11 protein-coding genes, 1 pseudogene and 1 riboswitch are annotated in these 12492 nt (G+C 71.6%); of the genes and pseudogenes, 6 read left to right on the top strand and 6 right to left on the bottom strand.

The annotated features are described in order from the left end of the window. Window positions 1-250: hypothetical protein (locus GT042_RS38565; RefSeq protein ID WP_237530347.1), on the bottom strand; the 250-nt coding region annotated here is incomplete at its 3' end. On the opposite strand from GT042_RS38565, the pseudogene GT042_RS38560 reads away from it, so the two are divergent. After that, window positions 159-515 (top strand): annotated as a pseudogene (locus GT042_RS38560) (DNA polymerase IV); the annotation flags it as partial. The gene GT042_RS38565 and the pseudogene GT042_RS38560 sit on opposite strands and share 92 nt — an antisense overlap. On the opposite strand, the gene GT042_RS00265 reads toward GT042_RS38560, so the two are convergent. Then, the gene (locus tag GT042_RS00265) at window positions 410-808 is read right to left on the bottom strand and encodes a PRC-barrel domain-containing protein (protein ID WP_161306660.1); all 399 of its coding nucleotides are present in this window, start codon (window positions 806-808) and stop codon (window positions 410-412) included. The pseudogene GT042_RS38560 and the gene GT042_RS00265 sit on opposite strands and share 106 nt — an antisense overlap. A 129-nt stretch (window positions 809-937) precedes the next feature. Further along, window positions 938-1035, top strand: a riboswitch (glycine riboswitch). Window positions 1036-1209: 174 nt separating this feature from the next. On the opposite strand from GT042_RS00265, the gene gcvP reads away from it, so the two are divergent. After that, window positions 1210-4095, top strand: a complete 2886-nt coding sequence (gene gcvP / locus GT042_RS00260) for an aminomethyl-transferring glycine dehydrogenase (protein ID WP_161306659.1) — start codon at window positions 1210-1212, stop codon at window positions 4093-4095. A gap of 66 nt (window positions 4096-4161) precedes the next feature. Here gcvP and GT042_RS00255 read toward each other — a convergent pair whose 3' ends face one another. After that, entirely contained in the window at window positions 4162-4365 is a 204-nt protein-coding gene (locus GT042_RS00255) for a DUF5999 family protein (protein ID WP_161306658.1), read from the bottom strand. A 304-nt stretch (window positions 4366-4669) separates the two neighbouring features. Further along, a complete protein-coding gene (locus GT042_RS00250; protein ID WP_161306657.1) occupies window positions 4670-5278 on the bottom strand; it encodes a hypothetical protein in 609 nt (202 codons plus the stop codon). Window positions 5279-5777: 499 nt separating this feature from the next. On the opposite strand from GT042_RS00250, the gene GT042_RS00245 reads away from it, so the two are divergent. After that, on the top strand, window positions 5778-7301 hold the full coding sequence (locus GT042_RS00245; RefSeq protein WP_161306656.1) for a glutamate--cysteine ligase: 1524 nt from the start codon (window positions 5778-5780) through the stop codon (window positions 7299-7301). Between the two features lie 58 nt (window positions 7302-7359). On the opposite strand, the gene GT042_RS00240 is transcribed toward GT042_RS00245, so the two are convergent. Further along, a complete protein-coding gene (locus GT042_RS00240) occupies window positions 7360-9141 on the bottom strand; it encodes a substrate-binding domain-containing protein (protein WP_161306655.1) in 1782 nt (593 codons plus the stop codon). Between the two features lie 219 nt (window positions 9142-9360). On the opposite strand from GT042_RS00240, the gene GT042_RS00235 reads away from it, so the two are divergent. Continuing rightward, window positions 9361-10140 carry a CPBP family intramembrane glutamic endopeptidase gene (locus GT042_RS00235; protein WP_161306662.1) on the top strand — a complete coding sequence of 260 codons (780 nt, stop codon included), beginning with the start codon at window positions 9361-9363 and terminating at the stop codon, window positions 10138-10140. 30 nt (window positions 10141-10170) lie between these two features. Here the strand turns inward: GT042_RS00235 and GT042_RS00230 are convergent, their stop codons facing one another. Further along, the gene (locus tag GT042_RS00230) at window positions 10171-10992 is read right to left on the bottom strand and encodes a PhzF family phenazine biosynthesis protein (RefSeq protein ID WP_161306654.1); all 822 of its coding nucleotides are present in this window, start codon (window positions 10990-10992) and stop codon (window positions 10171-10173) included. A 131-nt stretch (window positions 10993-11123) separates the two neighbouring features. Between GT042_RS00230 and GT042_RS00225 the strand changes: the two genes are divergently transcribed. Further along, window positions 11124-11774 carry a PadR family transcriptional regulator gene (locus GT042_RS00225; protein ID WP_161306653.1) on the top strand — a complete coding sequence of 217 codons (651 nt, stop codon included), beginning with the start codon at window positions 11124-11126 and terminating at the stop codon, window positions 11772-11774. Between the two features lie 299 nt (window positions 11775-12073). Continuing rightward, window positions 12074-12492, top strand: a 419-nt coding sequence (locus GT042_RS00220) for a peptidase (protein WP_345943619.1), incomplete at its 3' end; no start/stop codon positions are given.

Here is a 12492-nt window from a genome sequence, read left to right as displayed (position 1 = left end):
CGTCCGCCGTGGCGCCCGAGCAGGGCTCCGAGAAGGGCTCTGAGAAGCCCGGGGAGGAGCGGGCCGACCCATCACGGACAGTCGGGGCGGCGGAGGGGCCTGCGGCGCCCACCGGGGGCGTACCGGCCGCCCAGGAGACGGCGGAGAGCCCGGACCTCCCCGCCGAGCGGCGCTTTCCGGCCGGGCACGACGTGCGCCACTCCGTGTTCGGCGCGGGCTGGGTCCAGGGCAGCGGGCTGCGCCGGGTCACTGTGCGGTTCGAGGAGCCGTGGTCCCCGCCGGGGCGGGTGCGGACCTTCTGGGTGGACGATCCCGAGCTGGAGCTGTCGGACCCGCTCCCTCTGACCGGCGGGCCGGTCCAGGACGGCGAGGAGCCCGCCCGGGGCGGGCCGGGGCCGCCGGACCGGGATCAGTCGTCCTGGCCGGCGACCCGTCCGAAGTCACGTTCGGCGTCCCGGTCGGACAGCGAGGCGGGGCGCTCGGGCGGACCGGGCTCCGGCAGGGCGAGGCCGTAATGACGGTAGAGCTGGAGTTCTTGTTCGGGCGAGAGGTGCCGGCCGACGCCGAAGTCGGGCGCGTCCTTGATCAGCGAGCGCTCGAAGGGGATCCGGAGCGTCTCCTCCTCCAGCGTGCTGGGCGCGAGGGGGACAAACGCGTCACGGCTGAAGATCCCGGTGCGGACGGCCGCCCACTCGGGCACCCCCGTGGCGTCGTCCAGATACACCTCGTCCACCGTGCCGATCTTGTGGCCGTCGCGGTCGAACGCCTTGCGGCCGATCAGGCTGCGCGGATCGATGTCGTTCTCCACGGTCCCTCCAACTGGTCGCACAAGCGGGGAAGACCCGTCGCTCCACTCATAAGAAAAGTGCAGATCCGGCCTGTCGGCCACTCGAAAAGCCCTGCGCGGGACCTCGCTGGTAGGCTGGCACACGGCTGCTGACCCTGTGCGGGAGAGTCCTCCGGAGAGATCGCCGGAGGCGCCGAAGGAGCAAATCCTCCCCGGAATCTCTCAGGCCCCCGTACCGCACGGACGAGGTCACTCTGGAAAGCAGGGCAGGTGCCGACGGCGTCCGCCCTCACCGACGGTGAAAGCCGGGCGGCCTCCTGGCGCCCGGTGAAGCTCTCAGGTCAGATGACAGAGGGGGAGGCCGTCCGGGCACCCGCGCCTTGGTGCCCCTCGCAGGTCGTGACGACCAGGAGGCCTCCCACATGACCGACCACCGCATTCCGCTCTCCCAGCTGGAGCGTGGCGTCCCCTTCGAGCAGCGCCACATCGGGCCCGACGTGGCGGCCCAGGCGAAGATGCTCGCGCAGGTCGGCTACGGCTCGCTGGACGAGCTGACCGCCGCCGCGGTGCCCGACGTGATCAAGAGCGCGGAGGCGCTGCGGCTGCCCGGGGCCCGTACCGAGGCCGAGGTGCTGGCGGAGCTGCGCGCCCTCGCCGACCGCAACACGGTCCTCGCCCCGATGATCGGCCTCGGCTACTACGGCACGTTCACGCCGCCGGTGATCCTGCGCAACGTCATGGAGAACCCGGCCTGGTACACCGCGTACACGCCGTACCAGCCGGAGATCTCCCAGGGCCGGCTCGAAGCCCTCCTCAACTTCCAGACGATGGTGGCCGACCTGACGGGGCTGCCGACCTCCGGTGCCTCCCTGCTGGACGAGGGCACGGCCGCCGCCGAGGCGATGGCGCTGTCCCGCCGCGCCGGCAAGGTCAAGGACGGTGTCTTCCTGATCGACGCCGACACCCTGCCCCAGACGATCGCCGTGATCAGGACCCGCGCGGAACCGACCGGCGTCGAGGTCGTCGTCGCGGACCTCACCGACGGCATCCCGGCCGACGTCGCCGAGCGCGGTGTCTTCGGCGTGCTGCTCCAGTACCCCGGCGCCTCCGGGGCCGTACGGGACATCAGGCCGGTCGTCGAGCGGGCGCACGAGCTGGGCGCCCTCGTCACCGTCGCCGCCGACCTGCTCGCGCTGACGCTCCTCACCTCGCCCGGTGAACTGGGCGCGGACATCGCCGTCGGCACCACCCAGCGCTTCGGCGTCCCGATGGGCTTCGGCGGACCGCACGCCGGATTCATGGCCGTACGCGACACGTTCGCGCGCACCCTGCCCGGCCGGCTCGTCGGGGTGTCCGTGGACGCCGACGGCGACAAGGCGTACCGGCTGGCCCTCCAGACCCGCGAGCAGCACATCCGCCGCGAGAAGGCCACCAGCAACATCTGCACCGCGCAGGTCCTGCTCGCCGTGATGGCCGGCATGTACGCGGTCTACCACGGTCCGGACGGCCTCCGGGGCATCGCCCGGCGCACCCACCGCTACGCGACCCTGCTCGCCGAGGGACTGCGCGCCGGCGGCGCGGACGTCGTGCACGGCGCGTACTTCGACACGCTGACCGTACGGGTCCCCGGCCGGGCCGCCGAGGTCACCGCCGCCGCCCGGGAACACGGCATCAATCTGTACCAGGCCGACGCCGACCACGTCTCCGTCGCCTGTGACGAGACCACCGGGCGCGCCCAGCTGGCCGCCGTGTGGGCGGCGTTCGGCGTCGACGCCGACATCGAGGCGCTGGACGCGACCGCCGGGGACGCGCTGCCCGCGACGCTGCTGCGGAGCGACGACATCCTGACCCACCCCGTCTTCCACCAGCACCGCTCCGAGACGGCGATGCTGCGCTACCTGCGCAAGCTCTCCGACCGTGACTACGCGCTGGACCGCGGCATGATCCCGCTCGGCTCCTGCACCATGAAGCTGAACGCGACCACGGAGATGGAGTCGGTCACCTGGCCCGAGTTCGCGGCCCTGCACCCCTTCGCCCCGGCCGAGCAGGCCGAGGGCTACCTGACGCTGATCAGGGAGCTGGAGGAGCGGCTCGCGGAGGTCACCGGGTACGACGCGGTGTCCCTCCAGCCCAACGCCGGTTCCCAGGGCGAGCTGGCCGGACTGCTCGCCGTACGGGCCTACCACCGCGCCAACGGCGACACCCAGCGCACCGTCTGCCTCATCCCGTCCTCCGCGCACGGCACGAACGCCGCGAGCGCGGTCATGGCCGGGATGAAGGTCGTCGTCGTCAAGACGCGCGAGGACGGTGACGTCGACGTCGAGGACCTGCGCGCCAAGATCGAGCGGCACGGCGCCGAGCTGGCCGTCCTGATGGTCACCTACCCCTCCACCCACGGGGTGTTCGAGGAGCACATCAGCGACATCTGCGCTGCCGTGCACGACGCGGGCGGCCAGGTCTACGTCGACGGCGCCAACCTCAACGCGCTGGTGGGGCTGGCCAAGCCGGGCAAGTTCGGCTCGGACGTCTCCCACCTGAACCTGCACAAGACGTTCTGCATCCCGCACGGCGGCGGCGGCCCCGGGGTCGGTCCCGTCGGCGTACGGTCCCACCTCGCCCCGTACCTGCCCAACCACCCGCTCCAGCCGGCCGCCGGACCCGGGACGGGTGTGGGTCCGATCTCCGCCGCCCCCTGGGGCTCGGCGGGCATACTGCCGATCTCCTGGGCGTACGTACGGCTGATGGGCGGCGAGGGCCTCAAGCGCGCGACGCAGGTCGCGGTGCTCGCGGCCAACTACATCGCCAAGCGCCTGGAGCCGCACTACCCGGTGCTCTACACCGGCCCCAACGGCCTGGTCGCCCACGAGTGCATCGTGGACCTGCGCCCGCTGTCGAAGGCGACGGGCGTCAGCGTCAGCGACATCGCCAAGCGGCTGATCGACTACGGCTTCCACGCGCCGACGATGTCGTTCCCCGTGGCCGGCACGCTGATGATCGAGCCGACCGAGAGCGAGGACCTGGGCGAACTGGACCGGTTCTGCGAGGCGATGATCGCGATCCGCGCCGAGGTCGAGAAGGTCGCGTCGGGCGAGTGGCCCGCGGACGACAACCCGCTGCGCAACGCGCCGCACACGGCGTCGGCGCTCGGCGGGGAGTGGGACCACCCGTACACCCGTGCCGAGGCGGTCTTCCCGGCCGGTGTCTCGGCAGCGGACAAGTACTGGCCGCCGGTCCGTCGTATCGACGACGCGTACGGCGACCGCAACCTGGTCTGCTCCTGCCCGCCGCTGGACGCGTACGACCACTGACAGCACTGCCAGGTCGGGGCCGGTGCGGAGGAACGTCTCCGGGCCGGCCCCGGTCGTACCGGCGGCTCAGGCCGCCGTCACCGTCTGCTCGTCGCGGCGGCGGTGCGGCGCGATGATCTTTCCGTCGGGCAGCAGCTCGCCGGTGTCCTCGAAGACCAGAACGCCGTTGCACAGCAGGCTCCAGCCCTGTTCCGGATGGTGGGCCGTCAGGCGGGCGGCGTCCCGGTCGGCGGAGTCGGCGGTCGGGCACACGGGCTGGTGCTGGCACATGGCTGGGTTCTTTCGCTGCGTCGTGGTGAGTGTCCTGCGGCTCGATGTGGTCATGGCCGCCCCCCGTATCTGTTGGTCCGGTCCCAGTGTTGCCCCACGGACGCCGATCCGCAGGTATTTCACGGCAGCACTTCCTTCTGTGCAAGGACGCGTCACCCGGGCGGACGGTTCAGTTCAACTTGTCCGCCGGGCGGGCGGGTTCGCGGCCGGACGCCGGTGATCCACGGGGGAGCGGCCCGGGACCGGCACGCACGAAGCCCCGCGACCGGTGGGATCGCGAGGCTTCGTGGGAGCGGTGCGCAGGTCAGGCGGGGGTACGGAGCAGCGGAGCCGGGGCCAGTCTCAGCCCGATCATCGGCAGCAACTCGGCGACGCGGTGCGGACGGTGCGCGGCGATGCCGGGCGGGGCGGGTGCGAGCGGCACCAGGATGTCGGCGGGCGAGGGGGAACCCTCGGACCCGTCCGCCTCCGTGTCGCTGTGCAGCCACAGCGTGATCATGTAGAGCTCGGGCACCGAGAGGAGCCGGGGCTGGTAGGCCGTCCCCAGCGTCTCGGCCTGTCGCAGCGCACGTTCCGTGGAGGCGAGGTAGGGGCCCTCGAAGAAGCGCGAGAACACCCAGCCGTCGGCGGTCAGCGTGGTGTCGGCCGCGGCCACGGCGCGGTCGCCGTTGCGGATCAGGAAGCGCCAGCCGACCAGTCTCGTCCGTGGCGTACGACCCGCCGGGGGTACCGCACGACCTTTCGGAGCGACCTGGTCCAGCACGTGGAGCGGAAGGGGGAACTCGGGGCTCAGCGGTCCCTGGACGGACCGCAGAGCGGGTGTGCGGGCCTCGCGGACGGCGGTGGGGGAACCGAGTGCCGCGAGAACGCTGCGAAGGGCGGGTGCGGGGGCCGGGGGGACATGCAGCGGCATGGTGGGTTGCCTCTCACTCAGGAGACAGGGTGGTGCGTGAGGTGGTGCGGGTGCGGACGTCGGTGTCAGCGTGGCGTGGTCAGAGGGTGGCCTGGGGCCGTGAGCCGGGCGGCGCCTCTCTGCCTCGTACACGGATGTTATACGACACGTGTTCACACCATGTTTCTTCTAGCTGTCGCGAATATTGCGGGCAAGGCACTATCAGGTCCGTCTTCCGGCCGCTTTTTCTTGGATAAACGCGGAACGCGGGTGGCTGGCCTGGGCGGATTGGCTGCCGGTGGACGGCTGAAACTGGTCGCGGGGAAGATGACATCCCGTCGACAATCTCGCTGAGCTCGCGCGCCACTCATGCCAATGGAATGTGCCGCGTGCCTCCACTCTTCACTCTACCCGTTGCCCGGAGGGTGAGAGGGCGTTACGGATCACAGAGTCTGGGCATTATCGACCGTGACGCGAGCGGCCGGAGCCCGGGGCTGCCCACTGGAGGAGGGACGCTTCGATGGGGGAGAAGGTCGAGGCGGACGGGTTCGCTCTGTCCGATCGGCAGAAATACCGCAGAAAGTTGCAGCAGTGCCTGGCGGTACTGGGGCGGCTCCTGGCGGAGAAGAGGTTCGACCGGCCCAAAAATCTGATGGGCCTGGAGATCGAGCTCAATCTCGCGGGATCGGACGGGATGCCTCGGATGATGAATGCCGAGGTGCTCGAACGCATCGCGAGCGGTGATTTCCAGACCGAACTCGGTATGTTCAACCTGGAAGTGAATATAGCTCCCCACCGGCTGGAGGGTCGTGTTCTCGATCAGTTGGCCGAGGAACTGCGGGCCGGCCTCGGATATGCCCACCGCAAAGCGGACGAGGTCGACGCGGGCATTGTGATGATCGGTATTCTGCCGACCCTCACCCAGGACGACACGGTCTCCGCGAACCTCTCCGACGTCGGCCGCTACACGCTCCTCAACGACCAGATGGTCGCGGCCAGGGGCGAGGACTTCGCCCTGGACATCGAGGGGGTGGAGCGTCTCACCTGCCGGTCCGCCTCCATCACCCCGGAGGCCGCCTGCACCTCCGTACAACTGCATCTCCAGGTCACACCCGAGCGATTCGCGGGGGTGTGGAACGCCGCGCAGGCGATCGCGTCCGTTCAAGTGGCACTGGGTGCCAATGCCCCGTTCCTATTCGGCCGGGAGTTGTGGCGGGAATCCAGGCCGCCGCTGTTCCTCCAGGCGACGGATGTCAGGCCGCCCGAACTCGCCGCGCAAGGGGTGCGGCCACGGACGTGGTTCGGCGAGCGGTGGATCGATTCCGCCTATGACCTGTTCGCGGAGAATTTGCGTTACTTCCCGCCGCTGTTGCCGATCTGCGACGACGAGGACCCGCTGCGGACGCTGGACGACGGGGGAGTGCCCGACCTGTCGGAGCTGGCGCTCCACAACGGCACGGTCTACCGCTGGAACCGGCCGGTGTACGAGGTCGCGGACGGTGTGCCGCATCTGCGGGTGGAGAACCGCGTCCTGCCCGCCGGCCCGACGGTCACCGACGTCATCGCCAACGCCGCCTTCTATTACGGACTGGTGCGCGCGCTCGCCGACGACACGAGGCCGGTGTGGAAGCGGCTGCCGTTCGAGACGGCGGCCGCCAATTTCGAGACCGCGTGCCGGCACGGCATCGACGCGGAGCTGCGGTGGCCCCGGCCGGGCCGGGGGACCGGTATCACCACCGTGCCGGTCGTGAAGCTCGTACGGGACGAACTGCTGCCGCTCGCGGCGGCCGGTCTCGACGCGTGGCAGGTCGAGCCGGCGGACCGCGACCTCTACCTCGGAGTCATCGAGGAGCGCTGCAAGCTGCGGGTGAACGGCGCCTCGTGGCAGGTGGACACCTACCACCGGGCCCGGGAGGAGGGGCTGGGGCGGCAGGCCGCGCTGGCCGCCACCACCCGGCGCTACAGCGAGCTGATGCACCGGGGCGAGCCGGTGCACACCTGGCCGGCCGGGCTGTCCGCGCCGGTGGCGGGTGACCCGGCCTGACCGGCGGAGGGCGTGACGACGGAGCCGCGGGCGAGCGGGCTGCGCGCCGGCGAAGGGCCTACGGCTCCTCCTCGCCGACCGCCATGATCGCCTGGAGGATCACCGCCTGGATGTCGCCCGGATCGCTCACCTCGTAGCCCGCCCCGCCGGTGGCCCTGGCTATCTGGTGCACCGCCGCCCGGTCCGCGTCGGGGCCGACCGCGATACCGATCAGCGGGACAGGACGGGTGGGGTCGGCGAGCGTACGCAACCGGCTGATCAGGGCGGCACGTGAAATGCCGCGGTCGTCCTTGTTGGTGCCGTCCGTGAGCAGGACCACGGCGTTGAACTTGCCCTTCACGTACGAGGCCTGGGCCGCCTTGTAGGCCGCCAGCGCCGTGTCGTACAGACCCGTGTCGCCGTCGGGAACCGGTTCGAGGGCGGAGAAGGCGTCCGACAGCTCCTCGCGGTGCGTACGGCCGCCCTTGGCCGCGTCCCCGAGCCGGGCCGTCTCCTCCACCTTGCGGTAGTCCTTGGCGCCGTCCAGCCGGGTGGCGAACTTCCACAGCCCGATCTCGTCCTCGGGCGTGAACTGCGCCAGCGCCCGGAGCAGGGACGCCTTGGTGACATCCATCCGGCTCTGGCCGCCGCGCCCGGGGACCGGCGCCTCCATCGAGCCCGACGCGTCCACGACCGTCGTGAGCCGGGCACTCTGCACCGTGACGGTCCACAGGCCCAGCGTCCGCCGGACCTCCTCCGCCGTCGGGGGCCTGGAGTCGTCCGTGTCGTACGGCTGGGGCGCGCGCCCGCCCGCCGTACGGACCAGCGCGCTCTCCACGGGGGTGTCCGCCGCCCCGGCCCGGAAGCCGTGGTCCTCCAGCGTCCGGTACGAGGCGTCGTCGGTGAGCAGGGCCATGAACCGCATCGCGGCACGGCTCTCGTCGGTGGTCAGCTCGGACTCGTCGACCAGGTTGTACGGGTAGTCGAGCGCGGGCGCGCCGTCGGTGGGGTAGAAGAGCTGGAGATTCGCGGCGCCGTTGCTCCCGGAGTTGTGGACGAACGCGGCCTGTTCGGAGAGCAGCACCGCCGCGTTGCGCCGGGGGTTGCCCTTCTCCGCGCCCGAGTCGTCCTCGGCCAGCGTCCTGAGCACCTGGAGGTCGGAGTCGGAGACGCGCTGCGACAGGAGCTTCGCCGTGGCGGCGGCCCTGGTGTCGCCGCCCGGGCCGCTGTCGCGGGACGACCCCGCGATGCTGGTGAGCGCCAGCAGACCGGTCGCGCTGCGCGCCGGGTCGGCCGCGCCCAGGAGCCGCTGGTCCTGTTCGGTCGCGGCCGTGGTCAGCCCCGCCCAGGTGTACGTCTTCCTGGGCCAGCCGAGGGACGCGGCGGCCGTGGGCACGGCGGCCAGTGTGACCGGGGAGAGGGCCACGTTGCCCGCCGGGGTCAGCGACGCGGCGTCCCCGACACTCTCGGCCCGGTCCACCCACACGCCGGAGTCCGGCACCCAGATCTCGAAGTCCGGGGACTCGGAGCCACGCGCGAGGGCGCTCGCGACCCGGTAGTTCTCACGTGCGACGACCCGGATGTCCAGACAGCGCCCGTCGGAGGTCACCTTGTCCGCGCGGGCGCGGTCGGCGATGGCCCGCAGCGCGGGCGCGATGTCGGGCGAGGCCACCATCCGCAGCCGTACCGGAACGTCCCCACAGGCCTCGGCGAAGGAGAGCGCGCCGCTCTGCACCGCGACGGCGGCCCCCGCCGCCACCGTCAGGACGAGCGCGGTGGCGATCGCGACGCTGCGACGGCGGGGGGAGCGGGGCCTGGCCGGACCCGCCGCCCTCTCGTCGGGCAAGCTGTGACGTCCCATGGCGGTGGCGCCCTCCTTCGTGAGGGGTGAACAGGGGTGGGCTCGAAGCGCGCGGCTCGATGGGTGTAGAAGAGGGGGTACCTCGCCGCCGAACGGCGACCGTCCCCCGGCCTGTCGCGCGCGATCTTCGTACCTGCATTCGAGACCCTAGCGGCACGGCACGTGGCATGAGGCGGGAATACTCAACTGGAGGCAGGTGTGCGGGCGGACGTGGATCAGGTGGCCGGTTCCTTTCCCGAGGAGGACGCCCCCCGGCGGATCCTCCGGTCGGAGACGGTGCTCGTCCTGGCGCTCTCGCTGGGCGCGAGTGGTGTGTCGGCGCTGATCAGTTTTGTTGGTTCGGTGACAAAACCGGGCGCCCTCAGGGATCAGGCGGCCCAGCTCAACTCGTCGGCGGCCCCGGGGCGGCCGTGGCTCGACCTCGCCTGGCAGCTGTTCGGCATCACGACCGCGCTGGTGCCGGTCGCCCTCGTCGCGCACTTCCTGCTCAGGGAGGGCAGCGGACTGCGGGCCATCGGCTTCGACCGCACCCGGCCCGGCCCCGACCTGGGGCGCGGCACGCTCGTGGCGGCGGGGATCGGCAGCGCGGGGCTCGCGTTCTACCTCGCGGTCCAGGCGTCGGGCTTCAACCTGACCGTGGTGCCGGAGTCGCTGCCCGGCGTGTGGTGGAAGTTCCCGGTGCTGATCCTCTCGGCGGTGCAGAACTCCGTCCTGGAGGAGGTCATCGTCGTCGGGTATCTGCTGCGGCGTCTCGGGCAGTTGGGGTGGACACCGATGGCAGCGCTGGTGGCGAGTTCGGTGCTGCGTGGCTCGTACCACCTGTACCAGGGCATCGGCGGCTTCCTCGGCAACATGGTGATGGGCGTGGTGTTCGTCCTCCTCTACCGGCGCTGGGGGAGGGTGGGGCCGCTGGTGGTGGCCCACTCGCTGCTCGACATCGGGGCGTTCGTCGGATACGCGCTGCTGGCGGGCAAGGTGGGGTGGCTGCCGACGGCGTAAGGGCCGGGTCTGTTCCGCGTCTTGGAGGGCTCACGGGGCGCTGAGCAACTCGCCGTCGATGACCGTGACCGCGTGGCCGGTGAGCAGCGTACGGTCGCCGCGCAGGGACGTGCGGACCACTCCCGTACGGGCACCTCCCTGGAGACCCGTCAGCTCGGCGCGCCTCAGCCTCGCCGACCAGAAGGGGGCGAGCGCCGTGTGCGCGCTGCCCGTCACCGGGTCCTCGTCGATGCCCACGGCGGGGAAGAAGCCGCGCGAGACGAAGTCGTAGCCGCCCGCCGGGTCCGCCGCGGCGGCCGTGACCACCACACCGCGCCCCGAGTAGGCGGCGAGCCGCCCGAGGTCGGGGGTGAGGCGGCGTACGGTCCGCTCGTCCGCCAGCTCCACCAGCAGGTCACCGATCCGCTCCGAGGTGCGGTGCACCGACAGGGGCTCGGCGCCCAGCGCGGCGCCGACGCCGTCCGGGGCCGCCACCGGGATCAGCGCCGAGGTGGGGAAGTCCAGCGTCAGAGACCCGTCCTCATGGGCCGTCGCGCCGAGGACGCCCGAACGCGTGGCGAAGCGCAGTGGTCCGGTCGCGCGGCCGGTCGAGTGCAGCACATGAGCCGTGGCCAGGGTGGCGTGACCGCACAGGTCGACCTCGGTGACCGGGGTGAACCACCGCAGCGCCCAGCCCGCGTCACCGCCGGCGGGCAGGGGATGCGCGAAGGCCGTCTCCGACAGATTGACCTCTGCCGCCACCCGTAGCAGCCACCCGTCGTCGGGGAAGTCCGCCGCGTCCAGGAGCAGGACCCCGGCGGGGTTGCCCGCGAAGGGGCGGTCGGTGAAGGCGTCGACGATTCGGATCCGCATGCGCCGACGGTAGGCGATCGGCGAAGCACCAGGTGAGTGGGGGAAGGAAAAGGTGTTTGTCAAACGTACGCTTCCGATATATCGTTGGGGTATCGCGACAGATCAACGATAGATGAAGGAGGAACGTAGAGATGCGTTCACAAGCACACGGACACGGACATGAACACGGCCACGAGCACGGACCGGGATCCGGTCGCTGCGGGCCCGGCGAGCGGGGCCGGGGAGGTTTCGAGGGGCGGCGCGCCGCCTTCGGGCCCTTCGGTCCCCCGTTCGGTGGGGGTCCCTTCGGGGGCGGTCCCTTCGGCGGAGGCCGGGGGCGCGGTGGCGGCGGTGGCCGAGGCAGGGCGCGACGTGGTGACGTACGCGCCTCGATCCTGGCGCTGCTGAAGGACCGGCCCATGCACGGTTACGAGATGATCCAGGAGATCGGCGAGCGCAGCGGCGGGGCCTGGCGGCCCAGCCCCGGCTCGGTCTATCCCACGCTCCAGCTCCTGGAGGACGAGGGTCACATCACGAGCAGGAGCGAGGGCGGCAAGAAGCTGTTCACGCTCACGGAGAGCGGACAGGCGGAGGCCGAGACAGGTCCCGACGCTCCGTGGGAAGAGGCCGGGCGCGGCGTCGACTGGGAGACGGTCAACGAGATCCGGCAGGCCGGCTTCGGCCTGATGGAGGCGTTCGCGCAGGTCTGGAAGACCGGCACGCCCGAGCAGCGGCAGAAGGCCCTCGCGGTCACCAACGAAGCACGCAAGAAGCTCTACCTGATCCTCGCCGATGAGGACTGACGGAGAGCGGTGGTACGGAGACGAGGCCCCGCGGTCGTGACCGCGGGGCCTCGTCGCGTGCGATCCCTCCTCGTGGTCGGACGCGATCAGATGCGGTCGCCCACGTGCAGCCGCCGGAACACCGCCGGGTCGACGCGTCCGCAGGAGGGACGCAAGGCGGCGCGCCCCGTCGGGGTCAGAAGGGTCCGATCTCATTCGTAAGGATGAGGAACCGGACCAATGCGCCCACCCTCCGTGGGACGCCAAGATGGCCCCCGCCGGGGATGTGTTCCCCGGGGGCCGGCTGATGAGGTGAGAGGGTGCAGAGCCCTACCCCGCGAGTGCCCCGACAACCCGAACCGACCCGTGCGGGCGTCGACCTGGACGCCCGGCTCACCGTGGAGCTGGCGTCGGTCGTCTCGGGCGCGCGCAGACGGGCCCACCGCGACGGTGACACGCAGATCGACACGGCCCATCTGCTGCACTCGCTGCTGGAGACCGATCCCGGGGTACGGGCCGCCTTCGACGGCGGGCCCCAGGTGGCCCGTGTGCTCGGCTATCTCGTCCAGCGCAGCATCGGGTACGGGCTGCGCTGGCAGGGGACGGTCGAGGACTCCGGCGCCGTACCCGTCCTGCGGGCGGACCTGGTGACCGGCTGGTCCCCGCCCGCCGTCACCGCCATGAACCGCGCGCTGGAACGGGCCGCGCGGCGCGGCGAACCGCGGGCCTCCGGGCTCGA

Origin of the sequence: Streptomyces sp. SID3212, assembly GCF_009865405.1 — a bacterium.
In the GTDB taxonomy this organism is placed as follows: domain Bacteria; phylum Actinomycetota; class Actinomycetes; order Streptomycetales; family Streptomycetaceae; genus Streptomyces.
The sequence above is the reverse complement of the archived record's forward strand: the minus strand, read 5'-3'. Positions and strand labels throughout refer to the sequence as shown.